This is a genomic window from Streptomyces sp. NPDC057280 (assembly GCF_042668605.1).
In the GTDB taxonomy this organism is placed as follows: Bacteria; Actinomycetota; Actinomycetes; order Streptomycetales; family Streptomycetaceae; genus Streptomyces.
The window spans coordinates 739,456-754,959 of the sequence record NZ_JBHUYR010000002.1; the positions used below are offsets into that span (position 1 = coordinate 739,456).

The 15,504-nt window shown below is 73.6% G+C and carries 14 protein-coding genes; 2 read left to right on the forward strand and 12 right to left on the reverse strand.

Annotation, left to right across the window (positions count from 1 at the left end; genetic code table 11):
* Positions 1 to 21: 21 nt before the first annotated feature.
* The 5 genes from ACFUO4_RS13865 to ACFUO4_RS13885 all read right to left on the reverse strand — a co-directional run bounded on the left by ACFUO4_RS13865 (position 22) and on the right by ACFUO4_RS13885 (position 5,983).
* Entirely contained in the window at positions 22 to 1,683 is a 1,662-nt protein-coding gene (locus tag ACFUO4_RS13865) for a trypsin-like peptidase domain-containing protein (protein WP_383483773.1), read from the reverse strand.
* On the reverse strand, positions 1,680 to 2,039 hold the full coding sequence (locus ACFUO4_RS13870; protein WP_383483776.1) for a CU044_2847 family protein: 360 nt from the start codon (positions 2,037 to 2,039) through the stop codon (positions 1,680 to 1,682). Before ACFUO4_RS13870 ends, ACFUO4_RS13865 begins: the two co-directional genes overlap by 4 nt.
* A 31-nt stretch (positions 2,040 to 2,070) precedes the next feature.
* Positions 2,071 to 3,429, reverse strand: coding sequence for a carboxyl transferase domain-containing protein (locus ACFUO4_RS13875; protein WP_383483779.1), 1,359 nt, complete (start codon positions 3,427 to 3,429; stop codon positions 2,071 to 2,073).
* Positions 3,422 to 4,864 (reverse strand): acyl-CoA synthetase, encoded by a 1,443-nt coding sequence (locus ACFUO4_RS13880; protein WP_383483782.1) that lies wholly within the window; start codon positions 4,862 to 4,864, stop codon positions 3,422 to 3,424. The genes ACFUO4_RS13875 and ACFUO4_RS13880 overlap by 8 nt, the downstream gene beginning before the upstream one ends.
* 84 nt (positions 4,865 to 4,948) lie before the next feature.
* Positions 4,949 to 5,983 (reverse strand): MerR family transcriptional regulator, encoded by a 1,035-nt coding sequence (locus tag ACFUO4_RS13885; RefSeq protein WP_383483785.1) that lies wholly within the window; start codon positions 5,981 to 5,983, stop codon positions 4,949 to 4,951.
* A gap of 165 nt (positions 5,984 to 6,148) precedes the next feature.
* Here ACFUO4_RS13885 and ACFUO4_RS13890 point away from each other — a divergent pair, with 165 nt between their 5' ends.
* Positions 6,149 to 7,045 (forward strand): RimK family alpha-L-glutamate ligase, encoded by an 897-nt coding sequence (locus tag ACFUO4_RS13890; protein WP_383483788.1) that lies wholly within the window; start codon positions 6,149 to 6,151, stop codon positions 7,043 to 7,045.
* Between the two features lie 101 nt (positions 7,046 to 7,146).
* The gene (locus ACFUO4_RS13895; RefSeq protein WP_383483790.1) at positions 7,147 to 9,432 is read left to right on the forward strand and encodes an ATP-binding protein; all 2,286 of its coding nucleotides are present in this window, start codon (positions 7,147 to 7,149) and stop codon (positions 9,430 to 9,432) included.
* Between the two features lie 233 nt (positions 9,433 to 9,665).
* Here ACFUO4_RS13895 and ACFUO4_RS13900 read toward each other — a convergent pair whose 3' ends face one another.
* The 7 genes from ACFUO4_RS13900 to ACFUO4_RS13930 form a co-directional block, all read right to left on the reverse strand.
* A complete protein-coding gene (locus ACFUO4_RS13900; protein WP_383483793.1) occupies positions 9,666 to 10,577 on the reverse strand; it encodes an MEDS domain-containing protein in 912 nt (303 codons plus the stop codon).
* Positions 10,578 to 10,760: 183 nt separating this feature from the next.
* A complete protein-coding gene (locus ACFUO4_RS13905; protein ID WP_383483795.1) occupies positions 10,761 to 11,369 on the reverse strand; it encodes a hypothetical protein in 609 nt (202 codons plus the stop codon).
* Positions 11,308 to 12,147 carry an FkbM family methyltransferase gene (locus ACFUO4_RS13910; RefSeq protein WP_383483798.1) on the reverse strand — a complete coding sequence of 280 codons (840 nt, stop codon included), beginning with the start codon at positions 12,145 to 12,147 and terminating at the stop codon, positions 11,308 to 11,310. The genes ACFUO4_RS13905 and ACFUO4_RS13910 overlap by 62 nt, the downstream gene beginning before the upstream one ends.
* Positions 12,144 to 12,407: a Trm112 family protein gene (locus ACFUO4_RS13915; protein WP_059191579.1), complete on the reverse strand. Its 264-nt coding sequence runs from the start codon at positions 12,405 to 12,407 to the stop codon at positions 12,144 to 12,146. Before ACFUO4_RS13915 ends, ACFUO4_RS13910 begins: the two co-directional genes overlap by 4 nt.
* The gene (locus tag ACFUO4_RS13920; protein ID WP_383485667.1) at positions 12,404 to 13,315 is read right to left on the reverse strand and encodes a hypothetical protein; all 912 of its coding nucleotides are present in this window, start codon (positions 13,313 to 13,315) and stop codon (positions 12,404 to 12,406) included. The genes ACFUO4_RS13915 and ACFUO4_RS13920 overlap by 4 nt, the downstream gene beginning before the upstream one ends.
* A gap of 24 nt (positions 13,316 to 13,339) precedes the next feature.
* Positions 13,340 to 14,083: a methyltransferase domain-containing protein gene (locus tag ACFUO4_RS13925; RefSeq protein ID WP_383483801.1), complete on the reverse strand. Its 744-nt coding sequence runs from the start codon at positions 14,081 to 14,083 to the stop codon at positions 13,340 to 13,342.
* A complete protein-coding gene (locus ACFUO4_RS13930) occupies positions 14,080 to 15,504 on the reverse strand; it encodes a condensation protein (protein ID WP_383485671.1) in 1,425 nt (474 codons plus the stop codon). Before ACFUO4_RS13930 ends, ACFUO4_RS13925 begins: the two co-directional genes overlap by 4 nt.

Here is a 15,504-nt window from a genome sequence, read left to right on the forward strand (position 1 = left end):
TCCGTGAGATGGGCGACGGCTTCAGGCGACGGGGGAGTGCAGGCTGGCGGCGGGCTCGGGGAAGCAGCGCGGATCGTCCCACAGGAGCTGGACGTGGTTCGCCCAGTGCGTCTCCGGGTCCTCGTCCGCGTTCGCCGTCTCCCGCAACGCCATGACGTGCCGGGGAAGTTCGGCGGGAGGGACATCGGCGACGGACGCGGCGAGCCGGTCCAGGAACACCTGACCGGAGCAGCGGCCCTCGTGCCGGAGGGCCGAGCAGCCCGTGCGCGACCACAGCAGGACCGGCACGGGTGTGTTGAGGCCGGCATCGAAGTGTGGGCGGGCGGTGGCGGGCGGGAAGGAGAAACCGGCCAGGCCGACGTCGTCCTCGCGCAGGCGCTTGCGCAGGCTCGGCGGACGCTCTGTCGTATCGCACTCCACCCGGTGCAGTCGCGCCTTCGGACAGGCATCCAGCTTCTGCCACTTCCTGGACAGCTGGTGGCGCAGCCCGCCGCTGCGGTGCCGGGACCGGTCCACGACCACGAGCGGGTACGCGCAGCCCAGCGGGGTGGAGTCCTCGGTGCCGCACTCCCAGTGCGCCACCGGTTCGTTCAGCCACTCCCGGGGCAGCACGAACGTCAGCAACTCCGCCGCGTCGGAAGAGAGGTGGGTGAAGGCCTCGTCGATGCTCCGCTGGACGTACTCCCGTACCGCGGAGCGCGGCAGGCGTCGCGAGCCCACCCGACGCCGTTGCCCCTCACGATAGGCGGACACCTCGACGGTGACCTGGTCCGGGCCCGCGCCGCTGTGATCGAGCTCGACCACGATCGGCGACCAGGAGGACGCGGTGGCCGGCCGGGCGGGCGGCGCGTCCAGCAGCTCCTGCAGCAGATCGGCGAACCGGGTCACCGCCTCGGCGTCGGGGACCTCCCACTGCACATACCCGGCGGCTGCCCCCAGCGTGGCGAAACCGCCTGGCGGCAGCTCCGGGCCGAAGGCGCCCACCGCGTCACGGTACAGCCGGTCCGGATCGCAGTCCGCCCTTCGGTCCACGGCCCGCCGGACCAGGGTGTACAGCCGTCGTACGGCATCGAGGTGGTGGTCGGGCGTGGGGACGAGCTCGCCCAGTTCGGGCCAGTAACGGGCGATGACCTGGGTGGGCAGCATGCGGCCCACCCGAAGGTCCGGTTCCCCCGCGATCTGCGTGACCATGCCCACCACCTGGCCGTCCAGAGCGAGTGCCGCCCCGCTGAAACCGTCCGCCAGTGGCTGCCCATGGGCGGCGACGGCCTGCAACTGCACCCACTCGTCCGCGATCAGGGGTCCGCGCACCGCCCGGTACACCGCGAGCGCACCCTCCTCGTACCCTGCCGGGAAGCCGTAGGCGACCAACTCGGGGGCGGACGGCCCGCGTTCGGCGCCGGGCGGGGCGAACCGGGCCGGAGCGATGGGTACTTCCCGGTCAAGTTCGAGGACCGCCACGTCACCGGGCGAGGTGTCGCCGCCCTGCCAGCCGCCGCGCACGACCACGGTGGCGGTGAGGCTGCCCAGCTCCTGGTGCCCGGGAAACGTCACTGATACCGCCGCGGTCTGATCCCACTGGACGACATGGGCGCAGGTGAGCACCTGCCGCGCCGAGACGAGGAAGCCCGCCCCGACCTCGTCGCCGCACTCGATCCGGGCGTGCCAGGCGGCGCTGCTCATGACTGGGCGACGGGCCCCGGCTCCGCACCGGACCGAACGGCCGGCGCCGGCGACCAGCTGAGCTTGACGACCAAGTGCCCTTCAGCCGATCCCTTGGCGATGACGGCACCCGCCTCCGCGCTGAGTTTCACGCCGAACTCGAGCTCTACGGAGTCGGGCCGAAGAGAGCCTTCCCGGAAGACCCGCAGAGCCGACTCGGCCGCCGCCCGCACACCGTCGAGCGCGGCCTCGAAGGTGCGCGCCGCCTGAGCCGGTCCGCTGCCGCGCGAGACGTTCCGCGCCCCCGGCCTGCCGTCGACGCTCTCCACGACGACCAGGGCACCGTCCTCGGTCTTGAACTGCATCAAACTGTCCATGTCGGCGCCAACTCCCCCGTGGTGTGTGACCTCAGTCAACTCTATTGTCACGGAAGGTGCTTGGCGAGGTCGGGCGGATCACGCCCAGCGCCACGACGTCCTGTGGCCTCAGAAGCAGTTGTTCCGCGGTCGCTTCGATCTCCGTCTCCGGTCGCTTCAGGATCGCCGCGGCGAGTTCGGGGGCGATCACCGAGAAGTAGCTGTCCGGCGTGGCCCAGGTGTTGCCGGGGGACGCGAGGGCCAGTGCGCCGCCGGAGCCGCCCTCGCCGATGAGGAGCGTGGTGACCGGGGTGCGAGCCGCGGCGACCGTCAGGAACAGGTCCGCGATCGCCGCGCCGACGCCCTGTCGTTCGGCCTCCGCGTCATTGGCGGCGCCGGGCGTGTCCACCAGCGTCAGCACCGGGATGCCGAGCCGGTCCGCGAGCCGGATCAGCCGGATCGCCGTGCGGTAACCGGCCGGGCGGGTCGCCGTCCCGTCCTGCGCCGCGTACGCGATCGTACGGCCCTCCCGTTCGCCGAAACCGCAGAGCATGCCGGGGTCGGTGCCGCCGCAGCGGTCACCTGAGAGTGGTAGGCGGTGGGTGAAGTAGGCGTCCAAGTAGGCGACTGCGCGTGGGCGTTGCGGGGAACGGGCCCGGCTCACCGCCTCCCAGCCGGTCGCGGGCAGGTCCGGTGCGCCGAGCGGGGCTGGCACCGGGGCCGGGGCATCGCTCGGGCACGTCAGCAGCCGCAGCCAGCGGCCCAGCACCTCCCGCAGCTCGCCCGGGGGTACGACCGCGTCCACCGCGCCCGCCGCGAACTGCGCCTCCGCCGTGTACGCCGCCGGGTCCGCGTCCGCCGGACGGACCCGGGAACCGGCGAAGCCGACCTGGGCGCCGGGCAGGGCGAGGGTGACGTCCGCACCGGCGCCGAGGGTGGCCCAGCCGCCACCGGTCGTCGGGTCGCGCAGCACGGCGATCTGCGCGAGGCCCGCCTCCCGCGTCAGCGCCGACTGGCGTGCCACCCGCTGGAGTTGGGTCAGCGCGAGCATGCCCTCCTGCATGCGGCTGCCGCCCGTCGCCACCAACGGGACGACCGGCAGCCGGTGTTCGCGCGCGTACGCGTACGCCGCCTCCAGCCGGTCACCGGTGCGGACGCCGAGCGAGCCGCCGAGGAAGCCGAACTCGAAGGCGATCAGCACGGCCCGGGTGCCCTCGACCCGCCCCGTGCCGCACACGACCGACTCCTGCTCGCCGGTGCGCTCGGCGGCGCGGGCGCGCGAGGCGTCGTAGCCCTGCCAGCCGAGCGGCCCGTCGGGCGGGACATCGCTTCCAGAAACCGGGAGTTCGGTGAAGGTGAAGTCGTCGGTGACGAGGGCGAGGGTCTCGCGGGCGGAGAGGCGCTCAGGCATGCAGTGCCCGCTTCATGATCTTTCCCATGTCGTTTCGGGGGAGGGCGTTCAGGTAGTGGACGACGCGAGGGCGCTTGTGGGGGGCCAGGCGGTGGGCCACATGGTCCGCCAACTCGTCCGTCTCCGGGGGCGATTGAGGATCGGTCGGCACGATCCAGGCGACGATCCGCTCACCCAGGTCCGCGTCCGGCTCGCCTGTCACCGCCGCCTCCCGCACTCCCGGGTGTTCCAGCAGCGCGTTCTCGATCTCGCCCGCCCCGATCTTGTAACCCCCGCTCTTGATCAGGTCGGTGGCCTTGCGGCCGACGATCCGGACGTACCCGTCAGGGTCGCGCACCGCCATGTCCCCGGTGCGGAACCAGCCGTCCGCCGTGAACGCGGCGGCCGTCGCGTCGGGACGGTTGAGGTACTCCGTGAACAGGTTCGTCCCGCGCACCTGGATCTCGCCCACCGTCTCGCCGTCGTACGACGTGATCGGCGTCCCGTCCTCCTCCACCAGCCGCAGCTCGACGCCCGGCAGCGGCACGCCGACGGTGCCCGCGCGCGGCTCCCCGTCCGCGCGCACGCTCGTGTTCATCAGGGTCTCGGTCATGCCGTACCGCTCGATCACCCGGCGGCCCGTCGCGGCCGTGATGCGCTCGTGGTCATGGACGGGCAGGGCGGCGGAGCCGGAGACCAGGAGGCGGGCTCCGGCCAGCGCCTTCGTCAACTCCAGGTCCTCGGGGAGGGCTTGGGCGATGCGGTGGTACATCGTCGGCACCCCGAACAGCATGGTCGCGCCGGCGTTCAGCTCACGCGCCACGCCTTCCGTGGTGAACCGGCCCAGGTGGCGTACCGAACCGCCGCGGCGCAGTGGGCCGAGGATGCCGAGGACCAGACCGTGCACATGGAACAGGGGCAGCCCGTGCACGAGCACGTCCTCGCCGGTCCACTGCCAGGCGTCCGCGAGCGCGTCCAGGGTGCTGGTGATCGCCCGGCGGGGGAGGACCGCGCCCTTCGGCGGGCCGGTGGTGCCGGAGGTGTAGACGATCAGGGCGGGGTCGGCCTCGGTAGCGTGCTCGGCGGGGCGGGAGCCGGTGGCCCGTACGTCGACGTCCGACCGGGCCAAGTCCCGGAGCGGGGCCGGGAGTTCGTCATCCGGGGCCGCGAGCACGAGACTCGGCGCGCTGTCGGACAGGATGTGCCCGAGTTCCTTCTCCCCGGACTTGGGGTTGAGCGGTACGGCGGCCACACCGGCCTCCAGCGCCGCCACCACCGCCACCGCGGTCTCCAGTGCCGGGGTCGCCCAGACGGCCACCCGGCCCGCCCCGCCGATCCGCGCCGCCAGGGCACCGGTGGCGGCGGCGAGCTCGCCGTACGTCAGGGAGCGGTCGCCGAAGCGCAGGGCCGGCCGGTCGGGCGGGCTGTCGGTCAGGGCCGGGAAAAGGGAGGGCACAGGGCGTACTCCTTCACTGTTGCCGTACGTCGTCACGATCCCTCCGTACACCATCGGCCACCGGAAGAAACGCCGCGGCGGCGGTCAGGCCCCCAGCGCCCTCACCACGTCCGCCACCACACAGCTCACGTTGTCCGGGCCGCCCGCCTCGTTCGCCGCGCCGATCAGGGTGTGGACGGCCTCTTCCGGAGAGGTCGCGGTCGTGAGGGCCGTGCGGATGCGGGCGTCGGGGACGACGCTCGACAGGCCGTCGGAGCACAGGAGGTAGCGGTCGCCGGGGGCAGCGTCATGGACGCGGAGGTCCGGGGCCGCGGTGCCGAGGGCCTTGAGGAGGAGGGTGCGCCGGGGATGGGAGCCGGCCTCCTCCGGGGTCAGCCGGCCCTCGTCGATCAGGGACTGGACGAGGGTGTGGTCGTGGGTGATGCGGAACAGGGCACCGTCCCGCAGGAGATAGGCGCGGGAGTCGCCGATGTGGACGAGTGCGAGACGCGAGTCCGTCCACAGGAGGGCGGTGAGGGTGGTCCCGGAGTCGTGCGCCACGGCTTCCCTCGCGCCGCTCACCGTCTCCTGAAGGAGGTTGAGCACGTCACCGGCCGGGATCTCCCGGGTCTCCAGCGTCTTCAGCGCTTCCACGGCCGCCCGGCTCACCGGCGCGCCCCCGGGCCCGAAGCCGTCCGCGACGGCGAGCAGACGGGTGCCCGCGTACGCCGTGTCCTGGTTGTGCGGGCGGACCCGGCCGATGTCCGAGTGGGCGGCGTAGCGCAGTTCCAGCATGGGGGCCTCGTCCCGGCGTCCGTCCGTCGTGAGGTGGTCGATCAGGAAGGCGGCCAGGTCCCGGCGCTGGGCCGTCTCCGCCTCCACCCGCTGCCAGTACGCGCGGATCTCCCCGGCGGCGGCCTCCGGCGACAGCGCGCACACCTCGCGGATACGGGCCAGCGGCATCCCGATCCGCCGCAGCCACGCCACCAGCCGGGCCTGCTCCAGCTGCGCCGCCGCGTAGTAGCGGTACCCGGTGTCCGGGTCGACCCGGGCGGGCCGCAGCAGGTCCAACTCGTCGTACAGCCGCAGGGCCTTGGGCGACAGCCGGCACGCCTTCGCGAAGGCGCCGATCGTCAGCACGCGCCACCACCTCCCCTTCCGGTTCGCGTCCCCGATGCTGGGGCTTCACCGTGGGGGAAGGTCAAACGGGTTGCCGCGGTTGCGTGCCCTCCGGTTAGCCTGCCGGGACTGTGCAGGACCCATCTGCAAAGCCCATCCGCAAGACCCGTCCGAAGGGACCCACCCGTGCCCCGAGTCGCCCTCGCCACCTACGACCCCCGGCCCGAGCCCTCCCGTGACCGCGACCTGCCCGTGCTGGTGGACGCCCTGCGGGCCGCCGGGGCCGACGCGGAGGCCGTGTTCTGGGACGACACCGAGGCCGACTGGGCCGGCTACGACCTGGTCCTCATCCGGTCGACCTGGGACTACAGCTGGCGGGCCGCCGAGTTCACGGCGTGGACCGAGCGGGTCGGGAAGGTGACCAGGCTCGCCAATCCCGCCGAGGTCGTGCGCTGGAGCAGCGACAAGCGGTACCTGGGAGAGCTGGCCGCGGCCGGGGTGCCGACCGTGCCCACCTCGTATCTCGCGCCGGGTGACGCCGTCGCGCTGCCGGATGATCACGAGTACGTCGTGAAGCCGACCTCCGGGGCCGGGGCGCGCTATGCCGCCCGGTACACGGCCGAGCAGCGCGACACGGCCGTACGGCATCTGGAGCGGATGCACGCGGAGGGGTTCACCGCGATGATCCAGCCGTACATGCGGGGCATCGACGCCGGCGGGGAGCGGGCGCTGCAGTTCTTCGGCGGGCGGCTGCTGCACGCCAGCCGGAAGCGGGCCGTCCTCGCGCCCGGCACGGCCTTCGACGCGGACAAGGTCGCCCACCCGGGCCTGGAGCCGTGGACGGCGACACCCGCCGAGCTGGCCGTCGCCGAGCGGGCCCTGGCCGCCGTACCGGACGCTCCCGAGCTGCTGTACGCGCGCGTGGACCTGGTGGACGGGGACGACGGGGCGCCGGTGGTGATGGAGCTGGAACTCGTCGAGCCCAACCTCTTCCTGTTCCTGCACCCGGGATCGCTGCCGCGGGTGGTGGAGGCGGTGCTGAGGGCGGCCGGGGCCCCGTCCGCAACCCCTGGTCACCCGTAGTGGCGGCAATTCCGCGAACCGCGCCTCACCCGGTCGGCAGGTGCCTACCCTGCGGGGGACAACAGCGCGTGCGGGGACCACTACTAAGGGCGTGACTGGTCGTGGGCGGATCGGAGGCGCGGCGGACGTCCGGCTTCCCCACGGAGCTGACGAGCTTCGTGGGGCGGCGGGACGAGGCGGCGGAGGTCAGGCGGTTGCTGTCGGCGGGCAGGCTGCTGACGCTGACCGGGCCCGGCGGGGTGGGCAAGACGCGGCTCGCCGGGCATGTGGCGCGGCAGGTCGCCCGGGTCTTTCCCGACGGGGTGTGGCTGGTGCCGCTGGCCGCGTTGCAGGACGAGGCGTTCGTGCCGCACGCCGTGATCGAGGCGCTCGGGGTGCGCAACGAGAGCGTACGGCCGCCGCTGGACGTCCTGGTGGAGTATCTGCGGGAGCGGCGGCTGCTGATCGTCCTCGACAACTGCGAGCACGTGCTGCGCAGTTGTGCCGTGCTCGCGGCGACCGTGCTGGCCGCGACCGAGGGGGTGCGGGTGCTGGCCACCAGCCGGCACCGGCTCGGGCTGGTCGGCGAGCGGCTCTTCGAGGTGCCGCCGCTGTCCGCGCCCGCGCCGGAGGAGGTCGCCGCGGGTACGGTGGCCGCCGAACGCTTCCCGGCACTCCGGCTGTTCGCCGACCGGGCGGCCGCGGTCGTCCCCGGCTTCACCGTCGGCGAGGGCAATCAGGCGGCCGTGGCCCGGCTGTGCCGGCGCCTCGACGGGCTGCCGCTCGCCATCGAACTGGCCGCCGTGCGGGTCCGCTCGCTCGGTGTGGACCGGCTGGTCGAACGGCTCGACGACCGCTACCGGTTGCTCACCGGCGGCAGCCCCGCCTCCGCGCCCCGGCACCGCACCCTGCGCTCCGCCGTCGACTGGAGCCACGAACTGTGCACGGCACAGGAGCAGTTGGTGTGGGCGTGGCTGTCGGTGTTCGTCGGCAGCTTCGACCTGGCCGCCGCGGAGGCGGTCTGCGCGGGCGAGGGCATCGACTCCGCGGACGTGCTCGACGCCGTCGCCGGACTGGTCGACAAGTCGGTGCTGGTGCGTGAGGAGACCGGCGGGCAGGTGCGCTACCGGCTGCTGGTCTCCCTGCGCGACTACGGCCGGGAGAAGCTGGCGGAGCTCGGCGAGGTCACCGCGACCCGGCGCCGGCACCGGGACCACTTCGCGCGGCTGGCCGCCGAGTACGAGCGGAGCTGGTTCGGGCCCGACCAGGCGGAGATCACCGACCGGTTGCAGGCCGACCGGCACAATATCGGCTCCGCCCTGGACTTCTGCCTCACCACCCCGGGCGAGGCCCAGCACGGCCTGCGGTTCGCCTCGTCGCTGTGGTTCCACTGGGTCGCCGACGGCATCTGGGGCCAGGGCCGGCACTGGATGGACCGGGCGCTGGGCGCCGGGGCGCGGCCGGACGACGCGCTGACCCGGGCCATGTGGGCGGGCGCGATCATGTCGCTGGTGCACACCCGCTCCGCCGCCGTCCTCGCGGGCACCGCGGCACCCCGCGCGGCGGCCGACGACGAACTGCCGGTGCCCACACCGCCGCCCGTGCCGGCCGGGCTGCTCACGCCGGGCAGGTCCCGTGCCACGCTGGCCAGTTTCGTCGTCCTCACCCGCATCGAACTGGCCTGCACCCTGGTCAGCCGGGGCCGCCCGGAGCAGGCCGTGCCGCTGTGCCGGGAGGCGATCGCGCTGTGCGAGGCGTACGGCGAACAGTGGGCGCGGGGCTGGGCGTTGCGCACCCTCGCGCTCGCGCACTGGGCGACGGGGGAGTACGACAGCGCCGCCGAGCAGGCGCGGGCCTGTCTGCGGCTGCCGTACACCGTCAAACAGCACCAGAGTCTCGCCCGCACCCTGGGCCTGCTCGCCGCGGCGGAGGAGTCGGCGTCCGCGGGGCCGGCCGAGCGGGTGGGGGTGCTGCGGGGCGCGGTCGACCGGATCTGGCGTGACATCGGCGGCAATCCGGTGGAGCCCTTCCCGCCGGGCCGGTTGCGGTGCGCCGGGCGGCGGGCCCGGGAGGCGCTGGGGGATCCGGCGTACGAGCGGGCGCATCGGCGGGGCGGCGGGCTGACGGCGGACGAGGCCGTCGCCTACGCCCTGGGAGAGGCGGCGCCGCAGGTCCCCCGGCAGGGGAGCGAAGTCCCGCCGGACGACGTGGTGTTGACGCCTCGGGAGACCCAGGTCGCCGAGCTGATCACGCAGGGCCGGACCAACAGGCAGATCGCCGACGCCCTGGTCATCGCCCAGCGCACCGCCGAGGGGCATGTGGAGCGGATACTCGTGAAGCTGGGGTTCAGCAACCGGTCGCAGGTGGCGGCGTGGTTCAGCGCGCAGGGGGAGGGGGCGGCGGGGTAGGGGGCGGTCGCCGCTGAGTGCTGAGTGCGGCGCCGTCGTGGCTGGTCGCGCAGTTCCCCGCGCCCCTTGGCGGGGTTGTCCGACCGCAGCCGACTTCGCTCCGCCACGTCAGTGTCTGCGCAGGCAGACCCGGCCCCGCCGCCATGACCGGGTACTCCAACATGCGCGCCACCACGTGTAGTTCGACCGCGTCGCATCCTCCCCCGTGCACCACCGCACGTACGAACGCCCGCTCACACCGCCACCTCATCGCCCTCCACGCCGATCACCAGCTGCGGCACCTCGTCGGCGCCCAGCTGCCGTAGCACCATCCCGAGCAGCTCCCCGCACCGCACGGTGACCTCGCTGCCGGCCGGCAGCGAGCCGGCGAGGCTGATCAGCTGCCAGGCGCAGTGCGCCTCCATGAAGCACAGGTCCCGCAGGTCGAGGACGTGCCGGACGGGCCCGGAGGAGTTGCCGTGGCTCAGCGCCTCGCGCAGGGCCTCGACGAACTCCGTGCGGGTGTCGAGGCCCGCGGACCCGGCGATCCGGCCGCCGTCCGCGGTCCGGGTGACCTCCAGCTCGTCGAGGTTCTCCATGACCCGCAGCGGATGCACCTTGCCCATGTCGTGCAGGAGCCGGTCGCCGAAGCGCTCGCGGTCGTACCAGCAGATGGCGGTGAACAGCGGATCGGCGAACAGCGGGGCCACGGAGGCCTCGTAGTCCAGCAGCCGGTCGTGGCCGATCCCGACCCGCGGCGCCCAGCTCATGTCGGCGGTGAGCCGCAGCCCCGCCCAGCCCTCGCTCTGGGCGCGGTTGACCTCGTCGGTGTAGCGGCCGATCGTGCGGTCCTCGCGGAAGCGACCGTCGGGGACGTACATCTCGGTGTTCCGTCCGAGGGCGAGCTGGCCGCTGTTCCGGGCCTCGGCGACCCGGCCGTCGCCGCCGTCCAGGAGCGAGACCACCTCGTCGTCGGCCAGGTCGTCCGGGTCCATGACGAGGAGGACCTTCTCGCCGCGGGCCAGGCTGGTGCGGGTGTAGGCGGTGAAGACCTTCCACGGCGGCTCGCTCCCGCGCAGGGCCATGCAGGCATGGTCGCCCAGCTTCAGCCGCTCGACCGGCACGGTCCGGCCGGGAGGGTCCGGATGCTCGGTCGTCTCGGTCATCGGGTCGCCTCCCACGGTTTGCCTCGGCTCAGAACTCACCTTCGGACCGTAGGGCGATGTGGAGCGAGGGCTGCCGCATGTCCGGCATTGTCCGTTTTTCTTGCCCGTTCGGGAGCGGACATGGGGCAGAGGTGATCGAATACGTCCGTACGAGGGCTGCGCGTGACCATGCCGGTATGGTGCTCAGCGCACCGCCAGCCGTTGCAGCAGGCCCCAGGTGAACTCCGCCGCGCACTCCCGGCGTACGCCCCTCGCGTCCGGCGCCGTGAACGCCAGCCCCCACCTCGTCGGGGCGGTGCCCTCCAGGGGGCGGGCCGGGGCGAAGGCGCGGGCGGCCTCGTCGACCGTGCACGACCAGGGGGTGAGGTCCTCCAGGGTGCGCAGGGCCGGGCCGGGTGCCCCTGGTGCCCGGACCAGCCACTCGTTCCACACCGCCGATCCGGTCGGTGCCAGCAGCACCTCGAAACGCAGGTCGGGCCAGAGCGGCAGCGGCCACAGCCAGGCCTCGCACTCCATGTCGCCGACCTTGCGGGTGAGGACCGACTCGGGGGTGCCGAGGACGGAGCGGTAGCGGGAGACGGCGGCGCGGGCGCGTGGGGAGCGCAGCATCGCCTGCCAGCGCTTGTTGGCCTCGCGCATGTCGGCGAGCGAGGCGCCGAGTTCCCGGCGGGCGTCCTCGACCAGGTCCGGGTTGTGGTCGGCCATGCGGCGCAGCAGGACCAGCTGGAAGTCAGCGGGGCCGAAGGGGCTGGCGGGACTGGCGGGGCGCTTTGCGGAAGGCATGCGTCCCATCGTCGCCGACGGGACCGGCGGGACGGCGGCCGTCCGGGAGAAACAGGACCGAGTTGACGTACCGCGGGCCCCGGAACGGCAGCACGCGCCGCAGCAGCCCGTGGGAGACGACGTACGAGGCGCCCTCCTGGTGGGCCTCCAGCGGGAAGGAGCGCAGCGGCACCCAGGTGTCGCCCGGCAGCACCCAGCCCTGGTAGTCCAGCAGCTCCAGATACGTCACCACCGGCCCGATCGGCTGGATACGGGACTCCAGCTCGACGAAGAGCGCCGGGCGGTCGCGGGCCAGGATGCCGGTCGCGCCGCGCAGCACCGCCAGCTCGCTGCCGTCGACGTCGACCTTCATGAACCCGACGTCCTTCAGGCCGAGTTCGTCGAGGGTGACACAGCCGACGTGCAGCGCCCGCTGGTGGATGTCCCGGCGGACCAGCGAGGACACCCCGCGTTCGCCCGTGTCGTCCGGGGGCAGCCAGAGCCGGGCGGTGCCGGGGCGTTCGGCCGCGGCGGCCTGCACGACCCGGACGTTGGACGGGGCGGTGGCGGCGAGCAGCCGGGCCAGCCGCGGCACCGGCTCCACGGTCACCACCCGGCTGGCCCGCCCCGCGAGGCGGCGCGTCCAGGGGCCGTACCAGCCGCCGACGTCCACGGCCGTGCCGCACCCTTCCGGGCACAGCTCGGGCAGCCGGGCCAGCTCCGGCTCGAAGCGCGGGTACACCGCCCGGGCGACGGCGGCCACCAGCCGGTCGGGCAGCAGCGGGGCGATCCTCGCGGCCAGTGTCATGAGGCCGTCCCCGTCGTCCCCGTCTCTCCTGCTGTTCGCGCCATCCGCTTGATCAGGTCCTCGTGCTCGTCGTCCGACACCTGCTCCCCGGAGGCGGGCAGCAGCTGCGGGATGCCGTCCACGATCGGGTAACGGCGGCGCAGCCGCGGGTTGTACAGGACCTCGTCCGGTGCCGCCGGGCCGTCCGGCAGGACAAGGTGCAGCGGGCCCTTGTCGAGCGGGCACGCCAGTATCCGCAACAGCGGGTCATCGGGATTCATGGGGGTGTCAACTCCTTGGCACCGATGGGGGGTTGAGGGTCGAGTTGCTGGTCGTGCCGGGGCATGGACAGCAGGACGGCGACGGCGAGGACCGTGCCCGCGAGACGCAGCGTGAGCCGCAGCGGGTCGTGCGGCAGCGTCTCGCCGAACGACAGCGTGCCGAGCACCGCCGTGAACAGACACGTCACCGTCGTGCACACCGGCACGATGAGCGAGGCACGGCACCGCTGCAGCGCGGCCTGCGACATGACGAGCCCGAACGCGCCGGTGAACAGCAGGAGATACGGATAGGGAGAGCGCAGGACGTCAACCACCGCCGTCCCTAGCCCACGTGAGGTCAGCCGCGTCGACACCCCCTTGATGGCCAGTGAGCTCACCCCATAGAGCAGGCCCACCGCCACGCCGTACTCGACGCCGGTCGTCGGCAGCCGGTGCCGGTGCCGGGAACGGCGCTCCGCCGCCCCGTACAGCCACACCCCGCCCGCCAGCGACGGCACGCACACCAGCAGGATCAACTGATACGGCGCGGCCTGGCTCACGGAGTCCGCGCGCTCGTCCAGCGACAGCACCACCATCAGCAGCGCCCCGAGGATCGCCCCGAGCGCGTACCGCTCCCGCCCGGTCGTCTCCTCGCCCAGCAGCCGCGCCGACAGCAGCACCAGCAGCACCAGACCGGAGACGAAGATGCCCTGCGCGGCGGCGATCGGCAGCGTCCGGTAGACCACGAGCTGTGCCCCGAACCCGGCGGCCAGCGCGAGCGAACCGCCGATCCACAGGGGGCTGCCGAGGACGAGGCGCAGCAGCCGGGCGGGCTGCCGGATCGACACCTCCGGCAGAGCGCTCAGCGCCCGTTTCTCCAGGACGAAACCGATGCTGTACAGGGTGTTAGCCAACAGGGCCGCCGCCACTCCCCACCACATCGTCCACGCCCCCTAGGTCTTCCGCGCGTGCAACAACAGGATCGAAGCGAGCGACGGTCTGCGACACGCCAGCCGGTCCAACGGCCGCAGCGGACGCGGTACGCCGTGGAAGGGGGCCCCTTCCAGCCGTACGACGGTGAAGCCGGCCGCGGCGACGAACTCCCGCAGCGCGCGGGCGGTGTAGAGCCGCAGATGCCCCACGACCTCGCGCCCCGGACGCCCGTGGATCGCCCGCAGGCTCACCTCGGAGAACACCGGCTGGACCCCGGCCAGCAGCAGGGCGCGGTTGTACCAGGCGGCCAAGTTCGGGGTGGACAGCATGAGATGACCGCCCGGGCGCAGTACCCGGCGGATCTCGTCCATCGCCGCGTCCGGGTCGACGAGATGCTCGACGACCTCGCTGAACAGCACGGCGTCGACCGAGCCGGACCCGAACGGCAGCCCCCCGCCGGTGAGTTCACCGCGCACGGCGTACGGGATCCGGGTGCGGGCGCGGCGCAGGGCGTCCTGGGACCAGTCGACGCCGACGAGGCGGTGACCGGGGAGGAGGGGCGCGGCGGTGGCCGCGGCCGTTCCGTCGCCGCAGCCGATGTCCAGGATCGTCTGCGCCGGGCGCGTCCGCAGGGCCGTCGCCAGCATGCGGGCCTGGCGGAGGCTGCGCGGGGTGCCGGAGGCGACCGGGACGGCGGGGTTCTCGTAGAAGTCGCGCAGTTCACGGGGCTGGGCGGCGGCACGGTCGGTCTGGGCGGTGGTCATGACTGCTCCACGTCCGTGGTGTGCAAGTAGTGCTCGAACAGGTCGCGCAGATGGGCGCCGTCGCCGTGGCTGAGCAGGGACCGCGACCAGCGCAGGGCGAGGTGCAGCCGGCCGGCCGTGGACGCGGTGGTGACCGTCAGACCGCGCGGCATCCTGGCCGGCGCCGAGAACCACACCGCGTGCGCGCGGCCCGCCTCCTCGCCGAAGTCCAGGGGGTACGGGATGCGGCCGATGTTGCTGAGCAGGGTGGTGGACGTCCAGGGGGCGGCGGCGCGGCGCAGGCCGCGGGTGAGCGCCGCTCGCCAGGCCACGGGGGTGACGGGGGCGGTGAGGAGGGCGGCGCCGTGGCCGAGTTGGGGGCGGGGGAGGGACTTCAGGGTTCGGGTGCGGGTGGCGGTGCGGGTGAGGAGGCCCTGGATGTCGGAGGTCTTCAGCTCCTCTGGCGCGAAGGGGACTTCCACCAGGCGGGTGCCGTTGCCGATGGGCATGGTGAGGTCCCGGGGGCGGTCGTCCACCGGCATCGTGATGCGGAGGGGGCGGGGATGGGCGCCGTGTTCCCTGTTCCAGTGGGCGATCGTCAGGGCCGTGGTGACCATGAGCTGGTCGTTGACGGTGTAGGGGGCGCCCTTGGGGCGGTGGGGGAGGGGGAGTTCGGTGACGAGCAGGCCGTTGCCGGGGGAGGGCTCGGGGGTGCCGGGGGCTACTCGGGCGGGGGGTGACCAGTTGGAAGGGGTGTCCGGGGAAGCGGGTTGGGGGTCGGGGGCGCGGGTGGGGGGTGCGGCGGGGGAGTTGTCCTTGCCGCCGTAGATCTCGGCTGCGGTCGCGAGGACGCGGAGGCAGGCTGGGCCGTCCAGGGCGGTGTGGTTGACGGTGAGGAACAGGACCGTGCCTTGGTGCTGGGCGGGGGTGGGCTCCGCTTGCCCGCGCTTGCGGGGTGCCGCTGCGCCCACCCGTGCCGCCCCAGCGGCACGACTGCCCGCAGCTACGGCAGCGGGGTCGGCAGGTGCGGACGCGGAGCCGGCGGAGCCGACGGCGTCGGTCGCCTCGCTGCCCTCGACTCGGCCCGCCCTCTCCACCACCTCCAACCGCACCGGCGGTGAATCCGTGAGCGGCGGAGCCGTCGTCAGTGCCCGCGTCCGCGCGTCCCTCAGCGTGTCCCTCCCCGGTGCCGGGAACGTCACCACCTCCACGTCCGGGCGCTCGGTCAGCTCCCACTCGTAGCGGCGCCGGTACCACCGCCCCCGCGCCTCCCGCATGAGGATGCGCGGGTGGCGCAGCAGGGCCTCGTGGAAGGCCTTGCGCAGGCCCGCCGGGTCCAGACGGCCCGGGAGGTGGACCTCGATGTGGACGGTCTCCGGTTCCTCCTCCTGGAGGCAGTGCCGGGCGACCTCGTCCACGACCGGGAACGGAATGGTCCGCAC

What these genes read in the sequence shown, in the direction of transcription:
- ACFUO4_RS13865 (WP_383483773.1), bottom strand. Translation starts at nt 1,683, where the DNA reads ATGAGCAGCGCCGCCTGGCACGCCCGGATCGAGTGCGGCGACGAGGTC.
- ACFUO4_RS13870 (WP_383483776.1), bottom strand. Translation starts at nt 2,039, where the DNA reads ATGGACAGTTTGATGCAGTTCAAGACCGAGGACGGTGCCCTGGTCGTC.
- ACFUO4_RS13875 (WP_383483779.1), bottom strand. Translation starts at nt 3,429, where the DNA reads ATGCCTGAGCGCCTCTCCGCCCGCGAGACCCTCGCCCTCGTCACCGAC.
- ACFUO4_RS13900 (WP_383483793.1), bottom strand. Translation starts at nt 10,577, where the DNA reads ATGACCGAGACGACCGAGCATCCGGACCCTCCCGGCCGGACCGTGCCG.
- ACFUO4_RS13905 (WP_383483795.1), bottom strand. Translation starts at nt 11,369, where the DNA reads ATGGGACGCATGCCTTCCGCAAAGCGCCCCGCCAGTCCCGCCAGCCCC.
- ACFUO4_RS13910 (WP_383483798.1), bottom strand. Translation starts at nt 12,147, where the DNA reads ATGACACTGGCCGCGAGGATCGCCCCGCTGCTGCCCGACCGGCTGGTG.
- ACFUO4_RS13915 (WP_059191579.1), bottom strand. Translation starts at nt 12,407, where the DNA reads ATGAATCCCGATGACCCGCTGTTGCGGATACTGGCGTGCCCGCTCGAC.
- ACFUO4_RS13925 (WP_383483801.1), bottom strand. Translation starts at nt 14,083, where the DNA reads ATGACCACCGCCCAGACCGACCGTGCCGCCGCCCAGCCCCGTGAACTG.